Genomic DNA, 19099 nt, shown 5'->3' with positions numbered 1-19099 from the left:
ATAACCTACCTTCTTTTCAAATCACTACACATTTTTCCTGTTTGTGCTTTAAATAAACTACTATAACCCTTAATATGAGATTCTGTTATTTTTACTTCTATATCCGTTCTTTTTTGATCAATTTTCCTATTCAGTTTCAAAAAATCTAGATATGAATATTGTACACCAATTTGATTGCACAAAGAGTATTTAACATTTATTAATCCAGATAAAACATCAGCTTGATTAAGCAACTGTTTTACATAATCAAATTCTTGCTTAGTACTAACTTTAACTGGTGCAATATAGGTACCAAATGTTTGCCTATCTTCATTTAAATCAACTTCATGTTCATACATACTCATTTTTTTAACTGTATCACCCAACACCTTTTGATCAATTTCAGAGTAGGCGTTTGTCATTGTAAATAGTAAAAAAACTATTAATAAAAAATTTTGTTTTGTCATAAAATTCTACTTATTTAAAATACTTAAAAACAGAATTATAACATTCAAATTCCACTTAATAAAAATTTAAAAGAAGCAGCTGTTAATTTAAAAAACATAATCTTAAATTAACAACTTCATCTTTTAAAAAACAATTTAAAATAGTCTTAAATGGAATTTTTTACATAATTCAGCGCCTCTTCAAACACAACATCAGCATTCTGCGTTGCATCCAAACGCTTAATCCGCTCAGGCTCTGCTTGCCACAAGGTCTCATAACCCGCACGCACTTTGGCAAAGAAACTTAATTTCTCTTGCTCAAAACGATCCAATGCACCACGCTCGCGCGCACGTGTCATGCCCAACTCAATCGGGGCATCTAACCAAAAGGTAATATTCGGCATTTTCGCCACAAAAGTCTGATTCAAAAGTTGCAACTTTTCTTGACTCAAACCACGTCCAGAACACTGATAAGCAAAGCTAGCATCAGTAAAACGATCACTCAATACAATTTTCCCTGCCGCTAATGCAGGTAAGATCACTTGTTGTAAATGCTGTGCACGGGCAGCGTAAATTAATAACAGCTCGGTATCATGACTCATTTGCTCTTCATGATTCAGCGCCAATAATAATGAGCGAATCTGTTCAGCTAACGGTGTTCCACCCGGTTCACGGGTCAACACCACTTCTTTACCTTGCTGTTCAAAGTACTGATGAATTTTACGAATCAGCGTAGTCTTACCAACACCTTCCGTACCTTCAAAACTAATAAACATTATTCGCCCTGCTTTTTCTTTGAACGTAGCACAGTTAAATATTCTTGCACTGCACGATTATGGTCTTCTAAAGACGCTGTAAATTTATGCCCACCATTGCCTGTAGCAACAAAGTAAATATTTTTAGCATCGTCTGGATGCATGGCTGCTTCAATCGCTTTTTTACTTGGTAAAGCAATTGGGGTTGGTGGTAAACCATTAATGGTGTATGTATTGTAGGACGTTGGCATACGTAAATCATTACGGGTGATATTGCCTTTATAGTTTTCACCCATGCCATAGATCACGGTTGGATCAGTTTGCAAACGCATCCCTATTTTCAAACGACGAACAAACACACCCGACACTTGCTCAAGTTCACTATCCAAACTGGTTTCTTTTTCAATAATTGAAGCCATGATCAACGCTTCATATTTATCTTTATAGGGTAAATTTGGTGCTTTATTTGCCCAAGCCTCATCCAATGATTTCATTTGACGACGATACAAATCAGTTAAGATTTTTTTATCTGTTTCACCTTTTGCGAAGAAATACGTATCAGGTGCAAATAAACCCTCTGGATGAGAATAAGGAATTTCGAGTTCTTTTAATAACTGATCTTTAGGTAAGTGTAAGACAGTTTTAGTGACATTTGGATCTTTCTTTAAATTATTAATAAGTTGCTTAAATGTCGTGCCTTCAATCACTAAAATACGATTCATCTGCGCATTGTCGGCATTCGATAGCATTTCTAAAACCTGACGAACACTCATGCCTTGTGTAATTTCATATACACCTGCTTTCATGGTGTCATGAATCATAAATTTCTGATAAATCCTTAAAATAATCGGAAAATTCACCTTATTTTCTTCTGCCAAACGGTCAATAAAACCAGAATAAGTGTCACCCGAAGAAATCACTAAAATTTGTTTTTTAGAATCAATAGGATAATTCTTAAATAAACTTGACCATAAAACACCCAAAATCAGCAGTGCAAAAATGATGATCGCAATGAAAAAGGCTTTCAATGGAAAGATAGATTTCGGTTTAGCTTTTGGTTTTTTCTTAGTCTTACTTGGATTAGGTGGCTTTGGCATATTTAGTCAATCTGGCTAAGTTTTAAAGTTTTAAATAAGTCAAGGTATGGTTGCTGGGCTAAAGCTTGCCGATTAAATCGAATGACGGCTTTCATTGGATGCAAAGCATTACAGAAAAATAAGCTTTGAATGTGTTCAATTTCATTTAATTCAATACAACGTTGCTCGCACTGAATATCGTGTTGCTGCATCCGAGAGAGAATTGTCGCTCGCATCACACCGTGAACGCCATTATACCGAAGTTCAGGCGTAATCCATCGATCATTTATACGAATAAAACAATTACTGCTCACCCCTTCTACAATATAACCCTGCACATCGCTCACCAATGCTTCTAGCCAGCCTTGCTGATCAGCTTCTTGTTTAAGTAATACTTGCTCTAATCGGTTCAATGTTTTCAACCCAACTAAGTGCGGCATATTGAGACCTAAAGCATGCGTTAACAATCCACTTTCAATCCATTCAGGTTGAAAAACATGCATCACTCTAGGGTAATACCACACGTAAATATCAGCCGCATGTAAAGGAAGACTATAACCTCGATCCCCTTCACCACGACTGATAACGACTTTAAATGTACCATTCAAAGTTGGATTTTGCTGTTTAAGTTGTTCGACTGATTCATCAATTAGAGAAAGATCGGCATCGAGACTCAGGCTTTGGCAAGCTACTTTTAAACGTGCGAAGTGCAGCTGTTTTAGTTCAAACACACCTTGAAAAATCCGTGCAGTGGTAAAACAACCATCACCATAGTGAAAGGCACGATCTAATAATGGGATCGAATCAATCAATTGTCCGTTTTTATAACACTGCATGATCAAGAATTCAGTCTGAAATACCCCCATCATCATACCTTGAAAGCTAAGTTTCGGAAATTCGAGGTAACAGATCAGCGACCAGAATATTTACCATAGTCGTGATTGGTTTTTTAATCTTGCCGCTAAACAACTATCCCACGAATAAAACAAATTTAGATTTCATCCAAAATCAAGCGAACTAAAAATAAACTCATTTTTATACTCCACATTTACAACCGTTATGCCACAACATCTTGTTTTCATAGATATAAGCAAAGTTATTATCAAAAAATATGCATAAGTTATCTGTTTTTTATATTTCTTTTTAATTCATATCAAATTCGATTTTAATTATTTTTTTTGCAAAAAAACTATCGTTATGCTGCGTACATATTCCAAACAATGATTGAAGATCTGCTGATAACAGATCAATTAAAGGGGTTTTCATGCGTTTATCTCAAGTTAAAGTCGGCGTTATTGCTGCACTACTTTCCGTTTCATCTTTCGCGGCACAAGAATTTTTAAATGTCTCTTATGACCCGACTCGTGAACTTTATACAGATTTTAATAAGCAGTTCGGTGCATTTTGGAAACAACGCACTGGTCAAGACATTGACTTTAAACAATCACATGGTGGTTCAGGTAAACAAGCTCGTGCAGTTATTGATGGCTTAAATGCTGATGTGGTGACCCTTGCACTTGCAGCTGATATTGATGAAATTGCTGAAAATGCAAAATTACTTCCAGCCGATTGGCAAAAGAAGCTACCAAACAACTCAACGCCTTATACCTCAACAATTGTTTTCCTTGTACGTAAAGGTAATCCTAAACAAATCAAAGACTGGGGCGATCTAGTAAAACCAGGTGTAGAAATTATTACACCAAATCCAAAAACATCTGGTGGCGCACGTTGGAACTACTTAGGTGCTTGGGCTTGGGCAAAACATCAAAAAGGTGGCAACGACGCTAAAGCTCAAGAATTTGTTCGCCAAATTTACAAGCAAACCAAAGTTCTTGATTCAGGTGCCCGTGGTGCAACCACAACTTTTGCTGAACGCGGTATAGGTGACGTATTACTTGCTTGGGAAAATGAAGCATTTCTTGCAATACGTGAACAACCAGGCAAGTTTGAAATTATCACACCTTCTCTTTCCATTTTGGCTGAACCACCTGTTGCAGTCGTAGAAAAAAATGCTGAGAAGAAAGGCAACTTACAAATCGCACGTGGATATTTGAACTATTTATATTCTCCTGCGGGTCAAGAAATTGCTGCTCGTAACTTCTATCGTCCTCGAAATGCGGCTGTTTTAAAAAAATACAGCACAACGTTTAAACCACTCAAACTTGTGACGATTGATAAAGAGTTTGGCGGTTGGACTAAAGTACAAAAAACCCACTTTGATAATTGCGGTGTGTTTGACCAAATCGTCAAGATCAACAGCACTACGAAATAATTTACTTACAAAGTAGATAGGGAGAGCGGACATGATTCATACCGTAATTGTTCCAGGTGTAGGTGGTAGCGAAGAGCAACACTGGCAGTCTTGGTTACAACAGCAACTTGTGTCTAGCTCTCGCGTTCAACAGAAACATTGGGATCGTCCTGTGCTCAGTGAATGGATTGTCCAATTTATTAAAACTGTTGTTTCTGCTCCAGCACCTATTCAAATCGTGGCGCATAGTTTTGGCTGCTTAACCAGTATTGCTGCGCTTGCTGAGCACCCAGAACTCAGGACAAAAGTTAAAAATCTAGTATTGGTTGCACCCGCCAACCCTGCACGTTTTGGTGAAGCAGGCTTCGCACGTCATAGCTTGGCTGACTATAAACAGTATTTTCAGCAGATCAAAATTGAAGTACCAACTACTTTATTAATTAGTGAAAATGACCCTTGGTTAGGTTATGTCGATGCTTTGCAATTGGCTCAAGCATGGAAACTAACACCCATTAATTTAGGTGCTGTCGGTCATATCAATGTCGCATCTGGATTTGGTCCTTTCCCTGAGATTCTGAACTACTTGCTGCCTGAAAAAAAGATGCAACCTATCTCTCGAATGAGTCAGGCAAATTTTAATTTGAAATTTGCCTAATCACCGTCCTTTTTTTAGTTTTCGCGTTATTTATTTGCTTGCTTTAGCAAACTTTCTCTTTGAGGAAATATCATGTCGCAGCGTTCCCGAGTGCTGCCTGGGTTTGGTCTTTCATTAGGTTTTACCCTCGCTTACGTGTCTTTGATTGTGCTTATTCCTTTATCTGCTGTGTTTATCAAATCTTTAGGGATTGGTTGGGATGGCTTGTGGGAAATCTTAACGTCAGAGCGAATTTTAAAGTCTCTACAACTTAGCTTTAGTGCTGCATTAATAGCGGCATTGGTAAATGTTATTTTTGGTTTATTACTCGCTTGGTGCTTAGTTCGCTATAGTTTCCCAGGTAAACGTATTGTCGATGCTTTAGTAGATTTACCTTTTGCTCTTCCTACTGCTGTTGCAGGCATTGCATTAACCTCGTTATATGCACCAACAGGCTGGATTGGACAATATCTTTCTCCACTTGGGATTGAGGTAGCTTACACCCCGATTGGGATTACTTTAGCTCTGATTTTTATTGGTATACCTTTCGTGGTTCGTACCGTACAACCCGTACTAAGTGACATTGAAACTGAATTGGAAGAAGCCGCTTCTGCGCTTGGTGCAAATCGTTACCAGACGATTACCAAAATCATTTTACCAATTTTATTTCCAGCTCTACTGACCGGCTTTGCTTTGGCTTTTGCTCGTGGTGTCGGCGAATACGGTTCAGTGATCTTTATTGCAGGTAACCAGCCTTACAAAACAGAAATCGCTCCGCTTATGATTATTTCTCGTTTAGAAGAATATGACTATGCAGGTGCGACCACGATTGCTGTGGTTATGCTTGTTCTCTCTTTTGCCATTCTATTTTTAATTAACTTAGTACAAGCATGGGCAAGTCGTCGTACAGGGAGAACTGCACAATGAGCTTAAATACCAGTAGCAATAGTTTAGCGCTTAAATTACAAGCTAGAGATGCAACCCGCGAACCGAATTGGGTCCGTTACACTTTTATTAGTGTTGCACTTATCTTCTTTCTGAGTTGTTTAATTTTACCTTTGATTTTGGTTTTTGTTGAAGCTTTTAAACAAGGTCTGAATGTTTATATCAATGCACTGACTGATTCAGATACTTTATCCGCTGTAAAGCTAACCTTACTCACTGCCGCAATAGCCGTACCAATTAACGTTGTATTTGGTGTTGCGGCGGCATGGGCTGTTGCAAAGTTCCAATTCCGTGGCAAAGCCATTTTGACCACGATTATCGACATGCCATTCTCAGTTTCGCCTGTAATTGCAGGTTTGATGATTGTATTAATTTTTGGCTCTCAAGGTTGGATTGGTGGTTGGTTAATGGATCATGATATTAAAATTCTATATGCCGTACCTGCCATTGTTTTAGCTACTATTTTTATTACAGTACCATTTGTTGCACGTGAACTTATACCTTTAATGGAAGCTCAGGGAACCGAAGAGGAAGAAGCAGCGATTGTACTTGGTGCTTCGGGCTGGCAAACCTTCTGGAAAGTGACTCTTCCAAATATTAAATGGGGTTTGATCTATGGTGTGATTCTGTGTAATGCGCGTGCTATGGGAGAGTTTGGTGCAGTCTCTGTCGTTTCAGGACATATCCGCGGTGAAACCAACACATTACCGCTTCATGTCGAGATTCTCTATAACGAATATACCTTTAGTGCTGCATTTGCTGTGTCTTCATTACTGGCATTTTTAGCGATCATTACTTTGATTTTGAAAACTTGGCTTGAAGTCCGCCAAGACCAAGCAAATGAACATAAAACAAATCCCTAAGGAATGAACACATGAGTATTCAAGTTAAAAATATTGAAAAACACTTTGGTGCATTCCATGCACTCAAAAATATCTCTTTAGATTTTCCTGAAGGTGAATTGGTTGCTCTGCTTGGTCCTTCTGGTTGCGGAAAAACAACGTTGTTACGCATTATTGCGGGCTTAGAATCTGCGGATGGTGGTCAGGTTCTACTCGAAGGTGAAGATGCAACTGACATCCATGTACGTGAACGTCAAGTTGGGTTTGTATTTCAACACTACGCTTTGTTTCGTCACATGACTGTTTTTGACAATATCGCCTTTGGTTTACGTGTTCGCCCACGTGCAACACGTCCATCCGAAGCTGAAATCAAAAAACGGGTCACTCGTTTACTAGATTTGGTACAACTTGGTTTCTTAGCAGACCGCTACCCTGCTCAGCTTTCAGGAGGTCAGCGTCAACGTATTGCATTGGCTCGTGCACTCGCAGTTGAACCACGCGTTTTGTTACTTGATGAACCATTTGGTGCACTTGATGCTAAAGTTCGTAAAGAATTACGCCGCTGGCTACGTACCTTACATGATGAGCTGCATATTACTTCAATCTTTGTCACCCATGACCAAGAAGAAGCGCTAGAAGTTGCAGATCAGATCATTGTGATGAACAAAGGTGATGTCGAACAAATCGGCTCACCGCGTGAAGTGTATGAAAAACCTGCTACTCCGTTTGTTTTTGATTTCCTTGGTCAAGCAAATCGTTTTGAAGGTGAGCATACTGGCGGTATTATCCGAATCGGCGATGATCGTATCCAATTACCAACAAGTTTAGATGCACCACAAGGTAAAGTGATTGCATTTGCACGACCAAATGAATTACATATTCATCCCCAACCTCAACCGAATACGATTGAGGCAACCTTCTTACGTGAAGTGTGGATCGCTGGTCGGGTCGTGGCTGAATTACAAGATCGTAGTGGACGTACTATTGAAATTTTATTAAATGTAGAAGAAGCAAATTTACATCAATTCAAACCAAATCAAACAGTTTGGATTAGTGCTGCTCAACTTCATTTATTTGCAGATCAACCGACGCAAGTTGCTTAAAATAATACTGATGGGGTAAGAATATGCCCCATCCTCTTATGAGGAAAAACTTTATGAACTTTCAACAACTCAGAATTATTCGAGAAACTGTTCGTCAAAACTTTAATTTAACTGAAGCTTCTGCGGCACTATATACCTCCCAGTCAGGTGTGAGTAAACACATTAAAGACTTAGAAGATGAATTAGGCGTACAACTGTTTGTGCGTAAAGGCAAGCGCTTATTAGGATTGACTGAACCAGGGCAATCACTACTCAGCATTGTTGAGCGGATGTTGGTCGATGCTGATAATATTAAACGTCTAGCCGATGATTTTAATAAAGTTGATGAAGGTACATTAACGATTGCAACCACACATACGCAAGCTCGTTATGTGTTGCCACCAATCGTAAATCAATTTAAAAAATTATTTCCAAAAGTGCATTTAGTTTTACAACAGGCTAGTCCTGTTGAAATTGCTGAAATGTTACTTCAAGGCGAGGCTGATATCGGTATTGCAACGGAATCTTTAACGACTGAAGAAAACTTGGCTAGCGTGCCTTATTATGAATGGCATCACAGTATTATTACACCGAAAGACCATCCCTTAACCAAATTAGATACCTTAAGCTTAGAGGTTTTAGCTGAATATCCACTGATCACTTATCACGGTGGTTTCACAGGACGTTCAAAAATCGACAAAGCATTCGATGATGCACATTTACATGCAGATATCGTGATGTCAGCGCTTGATGCCGATGTTATTAAAACCTATGTTGAACTGAATATGGGTGTTGGTATTGTCAATGATGTCGCATATGACAATGACAAAGACTATCGCCTAGAACAACTTAAAACAGAGATTTTTGGTGTAAATACAACTTGGATTGCAGTTCGAAAAGGACATTTACTTCGTGGTTATGGCTACGAATTTATCTCTTTATGCTCACCCCAAACAAATATTAAAGAACTTAAAAAAGTTGCCTATCCTGAAGAATAAAAAAATGGCTCAATTAGAGCCATTTTTTATCATTATGCGAACATAAAAAAACGAGCTTTAAAGCTCGTTTTTTTATTCGTGGTTTAGAAGCTAAAGCTTACACCCACTTTAGCAACTGGCATCCACTCATATCGACTTTTGTTCTCAATATTACGTTGCTCTTTATCAACTGCGCTTTCTAATGTATTACCATTGCTACCAATGATTTGATCATCACCAGAAGTTTTCAAGCTCACAGTTGGATTACCTGTGTAATAGGCACCGACTTCACCAAATAAACCGATGTTTTTATATACAGGCGTGTTTAGACCAAAACCTACGTAAGGTGCAAAATTATTATCATAATTCATAGTACCATCAATTTTTGCACTTTGATTAGCCGTAGTTGTGAATCGTTCACCATTTACTTTAACCAAACTGTTGCCACCAACATTTTTAGTTAAGTTATATTCATTGTCTAAGTAACCAACACCAGCTGCTACATACAATGAACGTGCAAATGCATTCTCATTAGCGCCCCATGGATAAATTTCTGCATTCAAATATGCAGTTTTGTTATCCATGTCCATATCATACTTGGTACCATCGATTTTTAGATCATCCGACCAAGAAATATCACCACCATTATAACCAAGGCTTAATGCTACATATGGGTTCACACGATAAGAAATCGCACCACCATAACCTGTTGTACCTACTTCAGCACGAACTGACACTGGGTCTAAGTAAGATGGGAATGCATAAACTGATTCTTTAACAACTTGCTCATCTGCTGCAAAAGCAGTACCTGCAATTGCTGTTAATGCACCAGCTGCCAACATAACGCGCAAAGCTTTCATGGAAGTCTCCTCAAAAAATACTCTTATTAAAAATTTAATATTGTTTCTGTGATTGCATAATAAAAGATTGATCGCCAACTTTTTATACAGAAAATGATTACTTTTTGTTATTTTTTGATACAAATTTAAAGTAATTGTATATTTTGAAATTATAGATAAAAAACAATAATCTCCGATTTTGTTACATTTTTATTGCTTATAAATAAAATAAAATATTGTAACGACTTTTTTCAAAGCTTATTGAAGCAATTTAGTGTAAAATCTTCAAAATTTTTTTGGAAGAAGGAAGATCATGTCTCAGCTTTCTACAATCATTGAGCAAGCATTCGAAGAGCGTGCAAACTATAGCGCAACGGACTGCCCAACAGAAATCCGTCAAGCTGTAGAAGAAGCATTAACCGCTTTAGATAACGGTACACTTCGTGTTGCTGAAAAAATCGATGGTGAATGGGTTGTTCATCAATGGTTAAAAAAAGCAGTTTTACTTTCATTTAAACTGAATGACAACAAGCCAATCGAAGCTTGTGATCTACAGTTCTATGACAAGGTCGCAACGAAATATTCAGGTTGGACTGAGGATCAGTTTAAAGCTGCTGGTGTTCGTGTTGTACCACCTGCTGTTGCTCGCCGTGGTAGTTTCCAAGCGAAAAATGTGATCTTGATGCCTTCTTATGTCAACATTGGTGCTTATGTTGATGAAGGTACAATGGTTGATACATGGGCAACTGTAGGTTCATGTGCACAAATCGGTAAAAACGTTCACTTGTCAGGTGGTGTAGGCATCGGTGGTGTATTAGAGCCATTACAAGCTAATCCGACAATTATTGAAGATAACTGCTTCATTGGCGCACGTTCTGAAATCGTTGAAGGTGTGATCGTAGAAGAAGGTTCTGTGATTTCAATGGGCGTTTTCATTGGTCAATCAACCAAAATCTTTGATCGTGAAACTGGTGAAGTACATTACGGACGTGTTCCAGCAGGTTCTGTGGTTGTTGCTGGTAGCCTTCCATCAAAATGTGGTACTTACAGTCTTTATGCTGCAATCATCGTGAAAAAAGTGGATGCGAAAACTCGCGCTAAAACCAGCTTGAACGATTTATTACGCGCAGACTAATTTGTAATACTTATTGCGGAACTACCCGTTCCTCGTCTCTACGATCAGTCATGGTCGTAGAGATTTTGTTTTTATGTAACATGCTACTTGTATAGCACCTGTTTGTGGTAACTGTTTATGGCTTCCTTACGTTCCTCTGCAATTCCTGTCTCAGATCCTGCGGCGGGTTTACGCATTACAGAGATCTTTTATTCTTTGCAAGGCGAAGCGAATACTTTTGGCTTACCAACGGTTTTTATTCGTTTAACAGGCTGTCCATTACGTTGCAGTTATTGCGATACCACTTATTCGTTTGAAGGTGGCGAACGTCAGTCACTTGAACAGATTATTGAAACTGCTAACCAACATAAAACACCTTATATTTGTGTTACTGGCGGCGAACCGCTTGCTCAACCCAATTGCTTGATCTTGTTACAGCGTTTGTGTGATCTTGGTTTTGAAGTTTCTCTAGAAACAAGCGGCGCATTAGATGTATCTAAAGTTGATCCGCGTGTTTCTAAAGTTCTTGATTTAAAAACGCCAACTTCTAATGAAGATCATCGTAATTTATTTACCAATATCGACTATTTAACTCAACACGATCAGATTAAATTTGTGATTTGTAATCGTGCTGACTATGAATGGTCAAAACTGCAACTTGAACAATTGCAGTTGCAAGACAAAGTAAGTACCGTTTGGTTTTCTCCTGCTTTTGCTGTTGAAAAAGGTGCAGTCACCCTACCAGCATTGGCACGTGACTTAGCCCAGTGGATTTTAGAAGACCATCTCCCTGTTCGATTCCAATTACAGTTACATAAGTTGTTATGGAATGACGAATCTGGTCGTTAAAAAGTTCTCAAAGCAATTTTAACCAATCACTGCTTTCATCAAATTTATTTTAGGTTGAATAATGGAAAATAATATGCGTTCTCGTGCCATCGTATTATTGTCTGGCGGCTTAGACTCAACAACGTGTCTTGCTTGGGCACAGGCAAATTATGAATGTATCGCTTTAAGTTTTATGTATGGTCAACGTTCGACCACAGAACTTGATGCTGCTAGAGCATTAGCACAACGTGCGGGTGTTGAACATCGTGTCATTAACATTGATTTAGGTAATTTAGGCGGTTCTGCGCTTACAGATCATAACATTGATGTTCCAGAACAATTACAAGAAGGCATTCCTGTAACTTATGTTCCAGCACGTAACACTATTTTTTTATCTTATGCCCTTGCCGCAGCAGAAGTTTTTGACGCAAAAGCCATCGTGATTGGTATCAATGCTGTTGATTATTCAGGATATCCAGATTGTCGTCCTGAATTTATTGACGCTTTTGCCAATCTCGCGCGTTTAGCAACGAAAGCTGGCGTTGAAGGAAAACCCCTTAAAATTGAAACACCTTTGTTACATTTATCCAAAGCGAATATTATACGCTTAGGTATCGAACATGGCGTAGACTATAGTCAAACGGTATCCTGCTATCAGGCAGATGCTCAAGGACGTGCATGTGGTAAGTGCGACAGTTGTCGTTTACGTCAACAAGGTTTTATCGAAGCAGGTATTGCGGATCCTACGCGCTACGCTGAATAACCGATATAGGGTAAAAAATTAGGTACATTATATGAAGTTTTCTAAATCAAATCTTATTCTTTCTACAATGATGTCAGCTGCTGCTTTATTCGCAACGGCAACATATGCAGCTGATAACCCATTGCAAGCTGCATATAAAAGTACCAATGTGAAATCTGCATTAGTCAATGTTTGTAAAGACCAAACAGCTAAAGGCGGAAAACTTACAGCGGCTGAAGTAAGCAAGTTCTGTGGTTGTCAAATTGATGCGCAAGGTAAAGTGACTGAAGCTCAGAAATGGGAAATTCAAAGCGCAATCAACGCGAAGAAAAGTCCAAGTTCTTTAGGTTTTGTTCAACAGCAAAATAAAGACTTACAAGCATGTCTAGGTGCTCCATTAGTATCTAAGTTAGAAAAACTAACTGAAGAAGCAATGAAAGCTGCTCAGCAACAAGCTCCTAAAAAGTAAACTTGTATTGCTGAAAACAAAGCCTGCAATTATGCGGGCTTTTTTATTGGGGTTTGCTAAAATCTCTTTTACTTTGAATCAATTGAATAACACCATGCAAGATCAATGGAAAACTAATGCCGAACAACGGAAATCAATCGTATCTTTTAGTGGTGGCAAAGATAGTTCCCTCGCCTTATATCACGCCATGCAAACAGGTACTGTGATTGGACTAATTGTAATGCTAGAAGAACAAGGTCAACGCTCACGCTCACACGCAATGCCACTGGATATTATCCGTGCTCAAGCTGATGCGATTGGTTTACCTGTTTATATGACATCATCGAGTTGGGCTGATTATGAAAGTAAGTTTATTGCACTGCTCAATCAAGCAAAACAACAAGGTGCTGAAGTACTGGTCACTGGTGATTTAGACATGCCTCAACATGGCTGCTGGCATGATCAAGTGACTCAGCAAGTGGGACTAAAATTGGGCATGCCACTGTGGTTGCGCCCACATAAAGAAGTGGTAGAAGAGTTTATTGGTCTTGGTTTTATCAGTATTCTGGTGACCGTCAATCTTAAACTCGGTATGCAAATTGAAGATTTAGGCAAAATCCTCACTCAAGAATACATCCAAGAGTTAGAAAATCGTGGCATTGATCCATGTGGCGAAGGCGGTGAATTTCACACCACGGTCATTGATGGACCAATTTTTAACAAAGCTATTCCTGTAAGTCGGGGCGATATTGTTTATCATGAGGAATATGCTTTTTTACCACTTGAATTAGATCAATGATAATGTTTATTGAAGGATGAAAAATGTCAGAGAATATTCAATTACCGAACCAAATTTTCCCAACGACTCAAGGTAAAATCAACCTAACTGAGCTCCAAAGTGAATGGTTAGTTTTATACTTCTATCCTAAAGACTCAACACCTGGTTGTACGACTCAAGCTGTTGGATTTTCTTGCTTAAAAGATCAGTTTGATGCCTTAAATTGTCAAATTATTGGTGTATCACGAGATTCGGTTAAAGCACATCAAAACTTCACTGAGAAACAGTCGCTTAGCATCGATTTAATAAGTGATCAAGAAGAAGTCTTATGCAAACACTTCGATGTCATTAAAGAGAAAAATATGTATGGCAAACAAGTGATGGGTATTGAACGTTCAACCTTTATTTTTCACAACAAAAAATTAGTGAAAAGCTATCGCAAAGTTAAAGCAGCTGGACATGCTGAACAAGTACTCGAAGATCTAAAAGCCTTACAAACCGTATAAACATGTTGGGTAACAAAAAAGCGAGTTCCATGCTCGCTTTTTTGTTATGGTAAAATTGCTCACTGCTTATACCTTAGCGTATGATGAAAAGATTAAAATAATTAAAGACATTAAAAATGAATTATCGCATCCCACTCTATTGCTCTCCTTTATTTTTTATACTCTCTGCATGTAATACAAATGCGCCACAAACCGCAACGGCAGAAGAAAACTTAGTCTCTGTACCACAGATTCAAATTGCAACAACAGAAATCCGTTGCCAAGATATACAAAATCCTGCTTATCAACAAATGATCATCAATGCAATTAATGAAATTAGGCAACAAGGACGGCAATGCGGCAAACAATATTTTGCTGCTGTTGCGCCATTAAAATGGAATCAGAACTTATATGACAGTGCTGTTGCTCATACTAAAGATATGGCAAGCCATGCTTTTCTTGGGCATATCAGCACAACAGGATTAGATTTAAAAGCACGCTTAAAACAATACGGCTTCAAAGGTAAAGGTGGTGGTGAGAATGTCGCACGAGGACAGAAAAATTTAAATGAAGTGATGGCAACTTGGCTTGCTAGTTCTGTGCATTGTAGTAATTTAATGCATCCCAAATTTACAGATTATGCGGTCGCCTGTTCATTGAATCAAACTGCCAAACAAAAGAGTTACTGGACTCAACAGTTTGGTGTTCGTTAATAAGGAATAAACATGCAAAATGGTTCAATCATCCCTATTTTTCGTATCTTTGATATTGAACTCGCACAATCTTTTTATCTTGACTACTTAGGCTTTCAAATCGACTGGCAACATACATTTGGGGATAACTTCCCAGTTTATCTACAAATTTCCAAAGATGATTGTATTCTTCATTTATCTGAACATTTTGGTGATGCGAGTCCACATAGCGCGATTCGTATTTATTGGCAGAATCTCAGCCTGTTAAAAAATGAACTTGAGGTCAAGGACTATAAGTTTGCTAAACCTCAAGTTGAAAAAACAGATTGGGAAACATTAGAACTAAGTATAACTGATCCCTTTTCCAATCGAATTATTTTTTGGGAAGATGCTTAATTAATCCGCTAAAAGTTGATAATGAAAGACTTTAGAAATAATTTTCCACTCACCCTGCTTTTGTACCAATGTTAGTGCATCGTAAAAATATTTAGGTTCAATCACACATTCAACATGTACCATCGCTAACTGATCATGAATCAAATTGATCGCTATAACCTTATCTTGTCTTAATTGGTTTTGAGATGCGGGTGAAATACGCTTTTCCACAATAGCGAAATAACTATCCATATCTAACTTAAGCATCGGATCATCCGTAGCGTTGATATAAGTTGCATCGGAATGAAATACGTCCTGCAATTTATCCACATCACAAAAGTACAAACCATCAAAGTATTTTTCCAGTTGCTGTTGAATCTTAGTTATCGAATTATTTTGCATCTTATGTACCTATTCTTTGTCTATTGCGTATGGTCGAAACTGATTCGCCTGCCACACCCCAGTTTTCTGTATCAACTTCATCAATGACCACAAATGTAGTAGCTGGATCTTTATGAAGCACCCGAACCACTAAATCTGTAGCCTCTTGAATCAACTGTTGTTTCTGTGCAGTAGAGACATTTTCTTTAGTAATTTGAATTAAAATATAAGGCATGCGTATCTCCTTTTATAATTTTATATATGGTAAGAATACTAAGATGCTTCGGCTGCTATTGTATCTTGAACCGTTTGACGACGAGCAATTCGCTGCATAAAAGCTGTTAAATGAATAAAATGCCCAAGATCAAGACCAATAAAGTCAGCCCAGCGTGTCACCACAAATAGATAAATATCAGCAATGGTAAAGTTACTTCCCATTAAATAGTTTTGCCCATCTAACTGTTGATCAACCCACGCATAGTGTTTATTTAAAATCGTACTAAAGATAGTTTTAGAATCTTCGCCATAGGATTCATGGAAAAATGGTGAATATGCTTTATGAATTTCTGCAGCAATAAAATTCATCCAAGAAAGTGTTTGATAACGCTCTACCGTGTTTATTTCAGCTAACAAATCCCTACGTTCGAATTGATCAACAAGAAACTGACTAATCACAGCACCTTCCGTTAAAAAAGAACCATCTTCAAGCTGTAATACAGGTACTTGTCCCTTCTTATTGAGCAGATAAAAGTCCTCACCCAGTTCAGTTAAATGCTGTTGCAAATCGACTTTGATTAAATCAAATGGAAGTCCAAGCTCTCTTAAAACGATATGTGGGGCTAAAGAACAGGCATTTGGTGAATAGAACAATTTCATAAAAATAACTCCATACAAGGTATGGGAATCATCTTATTGTTTACTTATATGTGCTTAAATAGCTTACAACTCAAATCATTTTTTACATGGTGTAATGAATGAATCACCCTCTAAAACGGATGATGTTTAGTAGCGTCGAATTGTTTTGCTTAGTAGCAGAATATGAAAGCTTTTCTAAGGCAGCCTTACATGCAGGTGTGAGTCCAGCAGCGGTCAGTCGCTCCATTGCTCGATTAGAGAAGCATTTAGCGACCCCACTGTTTGTAAGAACGACTCGACAAGTCCGTTTAACCGCGCAAGGGAAAATCTATTTTGATGAATGTAAGCAAGCGCTGAATCAAATTTTAGAAGCAGAACAGCAACTCAAAAATCAAACACAGCAACCCTCTGGTTTAATTCGTATCAGTGTTCCAACACCGTATGGACACTATCGTATCCTGCCTTTATTGGCAAAGTTTTCACAGCAATATCCAAGCATCAAAGTAGATGTTCAATTAACCAATAAAAATGTGGACTTTATAGCAGAAGGATATGATCTGGCGATTCGTGGACGACAATTTTCTGATTCAAATTTGATTGCACGGCAACTAGAACAGGCTGAACTGATTGTAGTGGCGTCGCCTGAGTATTTAAAACAATTCGGAACACCGCAAAGCCTTGAAGATTTACAGCATCATCAATGCATTCAATTTGTTCTCCCTAGCACGGGGAAAAACGTTCCATGGCTATTTAACTCAAATCAACAAATAATTGAATATCAAAGTGCGGGAAATATTCGTTGCCTAGACGATATTTTAGGCACGGTTACACTGGCAAAACATAGCGCTGGTTTATTACAAACCTATCGTTTTATTGTAGAAAATGAGCTTAAGAATGGAGATTTGATTGAAGTGCTTAGCAAATTTTCAGGCACTTCACGCCCATTTTCTTTAGTTTATCCATCAAAAAAACACGAATCTTTCCATATTCGTGTTTTCATCGATTTTCTACTTAAAGAACTAAAATCTTAAAAACATTCATCCAAATTACTTTTATCACCCTCAAGATATTTACGCTGCAATTCCGCATAGACTTTTGTATTTTTAAATTCGGTCAAAAATTTAATCGTGCCTTTAGGGAAAAATTCAGTTTGAATCTCACCTCGATAATAAGCTTCTCGCATAGGCGTGGCCGAAATTGAATCCTTTAAACTATCCAACTCAACCATTTCCCATTCAGGAAATAAAGCTAAATAATACGAAGATTCATCTTTAAAGTGACCAATCAAACCTACTTTTGCATTTGGCTGAACCACTTGATTAACCAAGGTTTTGACTTGTTTGACCCATTTTTCATCGTTATATACATCAACTACATGCACGAAATGAATCCGTTTCTGATCATCTTCTGAAAAATTAGACAGAATCATTTGCTCACGCTCATGGGCTAGAAAAGGATTTTTGATATTCCGTTCTGATTGCGCTGAACCCAATGCCAAGATCACGTTCTGACTTTGCTGTAACGCAATTTCAATGGTTTGTAGATGTGCCAAATGAAAAGGCTGAAAGCGTCCAATAAAAACAAGATAGTCAAATGTGTACATAGGCGTAATTTCACTTTTTGTGAACTCATCAGTTGCACTATGTAACGCAAATATGCGACATAATGAGAGCACTTTAAAAAATCAATCTGGATTAATGCAAGGATAGTACGATGACACTTAGCTGTATTCAACAACCTCATCAACATTTGCAAGCAAATTTAGAAGATGGCGTACTCACCTTAGCCATTAACCGTTCAGAAGCCAAAAATGCACTCTACGGTGAACTTTATCTTTGGATTGCAAAAGCATTAGATGAAGCTGATACAAATAAATATGTACGTGTTGTGATTTTCCGTGGTGCAGAACAAGATTTTACTGCGGGTAATGATATGAAAGACTTCATGGGCTTTATGCAAAAGCCATATGAAGGCAAAGCGGGTGATCAACCTCCATTTGTATTATTAAAAGCTGCGGCTCGTTTTTCTAAGCCACTCATTATTGCAGTGAAAGGTGTTGCGATTGGTATTGGTGTAACAATCTTATTACATGCTGACATCGTATTTGCAGACAATACTGCCCTATTCCAAATTCCATTCGTAAGTTTAGGTCTTTCTCCTGAAGGTGCGGCGAGCCGTTTATTGGTCAAACAAGCAGGCTATCAAAAAGCGGCTGAATTATTATTCACAGCGAAGAAATTTGATGCAGCAACAGCAGTAAAAGCAAATCTTGTAAATGACGTTGTTGAAGATGCCTATGCAACCGCCCAACAAACCGCTCAACATTTAGCAGCATTACCTTTAGCATCTCTAAAACAAAGTAAAGCGCTAATGAAAAAAGACTTAGCTGAAATTATTGCTTGTGTCGATGAAGAAGCTGAAATCTTTATGCAGCGTGTACGCTCACCTGAAATGATGGAAGCTGTACAAGCATTTATGCAAAAACGTAAGCCTGACTTCTCACAGTTCAATTAATACATTTCACTGTTTTTATACAAACCACTTAGTCAACACTGGGTGGTTTTTTTATTTAACG

The 19099-nt window shown here is 38.1% G+C and carries 25 protein-coding genes; 16 read left to right on the top strand and 9 right to left on the bottom strand.

Translation table 11 applies throughout. From position 1 onward, the window contains the following. Window positions 1–5: 5 nt before the first annotated feature. From NGC85_RS05615 to pabC, 4 genes are all read right to left on the bottom strand, one after another. A complete protein-coding gene (locus NGC85_RS05615; RefSeq protein WP_254805135.1) occupies window positions 6–446 on the bottom strand; it encodes a hypothetical protein in 441 nt (146 codons plus the stop codon). 146 nt (window positions 447–592) lie between these two features. Further along, window positions 593–1201, bottom strand: coding sequence for a dTMP kinase (gene tmk, locus NGC85_RS05610; protein WP_254805134.1), 609 nt, complete (start codon window positions 1199–1201; stop codon window positions 593–595). Beyond that, on the bottom strand, window positions 1201–2277 hold the full coding sequence (mltG, locus tag NGC85_RS05605) for an endolytic transglycosylase MltG (RefSeq protein WP_254805133.1): 1077 nt from the start codon (window positions 2275–2277) through the stop codon (window positions 1201–1203). The genes tmk and mltG overlap by 1 nt, the downstream gene beginning before the upstream one ends. A gap of 2 nt (window positions 2278–2279) precedes the next feature. Continuing rightward, window positions 2280–3092, bottom strand: coding sequence for an aminodeoxychorismate lyase (pabC, locus tag NGC85_RS05600; protein WP_254805554.1), 813 nt, complete (start codon window positions 3090–3092; stop codon window positions 2280–2282). 428 nt (window positions 3093–3520) lie between these two features. On the opposite strand from pabC, the gene NGC85_RS05595 reads away from it, so the two are divergent. The 6 genes from NGC85_RS05595 (at window position 3521) to NGC85_RS05570 (ending at window position 9008) form a co-directional block, all read left to right on the top strand. Beyond that, window positions 3521–4528 (top strand): sulfate ABC transporter substrate-binding protein, encoded by a 1008-nt coding sequence (locus NGC85_RS05595; RefSeq protein ID WP_254805132.1) that lies wholly within the window; start codon window positions 3521–3523, stop codon window positions 4526–4528. A gap of 31 nt (window positions 4529–4559) precedes the next feature. Then, window positions 4560–5162, top strand: coding sequence for an alpha/beta hydrolase (locus tag NGC85_RS05590; protein WP_254805131.1), 603 nt, complete (start codon window positions 4560–4562; stop codon window positions 5160–5162). 72 nt (window positions 5163–5234) lie between these two features. Continuing rightward, on the top strand, window positions 5235–6068 hold the full coding sequence (gene cysT, locus NGC85_RS05585; protein ID WP_005062598.1) for a sulfate ABC transporter permease subunit CysT: 834 nt from the start codon (window positions 5235–5237) through the stop codon (window positions 6066–6068). Continuing rightward, window positions 6065–6949 (top strand): sulfate ABC transporter permease subunit CysW, encoded by an 885-nt coding sequence (gene cysW, locus NGC85_RS05580; RefSeq protein WP_254805130.1) that lies wholly within the window; start codon window positions 6065–6067, stop codon window positions 6947–6949. Before cysT ends, cysW begins: the two co-directional genes overlap by 4 nt. A gap of 11 nt (window positions 6950–6960) precedes the next feature. Then, complete coding sequence (locus NGC85_RS05575; protein ID WP_254805129.1) at window positions 6961–8031, top strand: sulfate/molybdate ABC transporter ATP-binding protein; 1071 nt, start codon at window positions 6961–6963, stop codon at window positions 8029–8031. Window positions 8032–8084: 53 nt separating this feature from the next. Further along, the gene (locus NGC85_RS05570; RefSeq protein WP_005062602.1) at window positions 8085–9008 is read left to right on the top strand and encodes a CysB family HTH-type transcriptional regulator; all 924 of its coding nucleotides are present in this window, start codon (window positions 8085–8087) and stop codon (window positions 9006–9008) included. Window positions 9009–9091: 83 nt separating this feature from the next. Here NGC85_RS05570 and carO read toward each other — a convergent pair whose 3' ends face one another. Beyond that, complete coding sequence (gene carO, locus NGC85_RS05565; protein WP_254805128.1) at window positions 9092–9847, bottom strand: ornithine uptake porin CarO type 5; 756 nt, start codon at window positions 9845–9847, stop codon at window positions 9092–9094. A gap of 292 nt (window positions 9848–10139) precedes the next feature. Here carO and dapD point away from each other — a divergent pair, with 292 nt between their 5' ends. The 8 genes from dapD (at window position 10140) to NGC85_RS05525 (ending at window position 15309) form a co-directional block, all read left to right on the top strand. Then, window positions 10140–10961, top strand: a complete 822-nt coding sequence (gene dapD / locus NGC85_RS05560; RefSeq protein WP_254805127.1) for a 2,3,4,5-tetrahydropyridine-2,6-dicarboxylate N-succinyltransferase — start codon at window positions 10140–10142, stop codon at window positions 10959–10961. Window positions 10962–11078: 117 nt separating this feature from the next. Then, window positions 11079–11789 (top strand): 7-carboxy-7-deazaguanine synthase QueE, encoded by a 711-nt coding sequence (queE, locus tag NGC85_RS05555; protein WP_254805126.1) that lies wholly within the window; start codon window positions 11079–11081, stop codon window positions 11787–11789. 73 nt (window positions 11790–11862) lie between these two features. Next, a complete protein-coding gene (queC, locus tag NGC85_RS05550) occupies window positions 11863–12531 on the top strand; it encodes a 7-cyano-7-deazaguanine synthase QueC (protein WP_212749955.1) in 669 nt (222 codons plus the stop codon). Window positions 12532–12562: 31 nt separating this feature from the next. Continuing rightward, a complete protein-coding gene (locus tag NGC85_RS05545) occupies window positions 12563–12979 on the top strand; it encodes a hypothetical protein (RefSeq protein ID WP_254805125.1) in 417 nt (138 codons plus the stop codon). Between the two features lie 94 nt (window positions 12980–13073). Beyond that, entirely contained in the window at window positions 13074–13757 is a 684-nt protein-coding gene (locus NGC85_RS05540; protein WP_254805124.1) for a diphthine--ammonia ligase, read from the top strand. A gap of 23 nt (window positions 13758–13780) precedes the next feature. Next, window positions 13781–14242, top strand: a complete 462-nt coding sequence (locus NGC85_RS05535; RefSeq protein ID WP_254805123.1) for a peroxiredoxin — start codon at window positions 13781–13783, stop codon at window positions 14240–14242. A 116-nt stretch (window positions 14243–14358) separates the two neighbouring features. Next, window positions 14359–14934: a CAP domain-containing protein gene (locus tag NGC85_RS05530; RefSeq protein WP_254805122.1), complete on the top strand. Its 576-nt coding sequence runs from the start codon at window positions 14359–14361 to the stop codon at window positions 14932–14934. 12 nt (window positions 14935–14946) lie between these two features. Continuing rightward, window positions 14947–15309 carry a glyoxalase superfamily protein gene (locus tag NGC85_RS05525; RefSeq protein WP_254805121.1) on the top strand — a complete coding sequence of 121 codons (363 nt, stop codon included), beginning with the start codon at window positions 14947–14949 and terminating at the stop codon, window positions 15307–15309. Here NGC85_RS05525 and NGC85_RS05520 read toward each other — a convergent pair whose 3' ends face one another. From NGC85_RS05520 to gstA, 3 genes are read right to left on the bottom strand one after another with little or no spacing between them, the layout of a single operon-like run. Beyond that, the gene (locus tag NGC85_RS05520; protein WP_254805120.1) at window positions 15310–15690 is read right to left on the bottom strand and encodes a nuclear transport factor 2 family protein; all 381 of its coding nucleotides are present in this window, start codon (window positions 15688–15690) and stop codon (window positions 15310–15312) included. It abuts the gene before it with no gap. A 1-nt stretch (window position 15691) separates the two neighbouring features. Then, entirely contained in the window at window positions 15692–15904 is a 213-nt protein-coding gene (locus NGC85_RS05515) for a 4-oxalocrotonate tautomerase family protein (RefSeq protein WP_254805119.1), read from the bottom strand. Window positions 15905–15942: 38 nt separating this feature from the next. After that, a complete protein-coding gene (gene gstA, locus NGC85_RS05510; RefSeq protein WP_254805118.1) occupies window positions 15943–16545 on the bottom strand; it encodes a glutathione transferase GstA in 603 nt (200 codons plus the stop codon). 98 nt (window positions 16546–16643) lie between these two features. Here gstA and NGC85_RS05505 point away from each other — a divergent pair, with 98 nt between their 5' ends. Continuing rightward, window positions 16644–17555 carry a LysR family transcriptional regulator gene (locus NGC85_RS05505; protein ID WP_254805117.1) on the top strand — a complete coding sequence of 304 codons (912 nt, stop codon included), beginning with the start codon at window positions 16644–16646 and terminating at the stop codon, window positions 17553–17555. On the opposite strand, the gene NGC85_RS05500 is transcribed toward NGC85_RS05505, so the two are convergent. Further along, window positions 17552–18127 carry a nicotinate-nicotinamide nucleotide adenylyltransferase gene (locus NGC85_RS05500; RefSeq protein ID WP_254805116.1) on the bottom strand — a complete coding sequence of 192 codons (576 nt, stop codon included), beginning with the start codon at window positions 18125–18127 and terminating at the stop codon, window positions 17552–17554. The genes NGC85_RS05505 and NGC85_RS05500 overlap by 4 nt on opposite strands. 110 nt (window positions 18128–18237) lie before the next feature. Here NGC85_RS05500 and NGC85_RS05495 point away from each other — a divergent pair, with 110 nt between their 5' ends. Next, a complete protein-coding gene (locus NGC85_RS05495; RefSeq protein ID WP_254805115.1) occupies window positions 18238–19038 on the top strand; it encodes an enoyl-CoA hydratase-related protein in 801 nt (266 codons plus the stop codon). The last annotated feature ends 61 nt before the right edge of the window (window positions 19039–19099 follow it).

It is taken from the genome of Acinetobacter sp. Z1 (assembly GCF_024296945.1).
Classification (GTDB): Bacteria; Pseudomonadota; Gammaproteobacteria; order Pseudomonadales; family Moraxellaceae; genus Acinetobacter; species Acinetobacter beijerinckii.
This window is presented reverse-complemented; position numbering and strand designations above follow the sequence as displayed.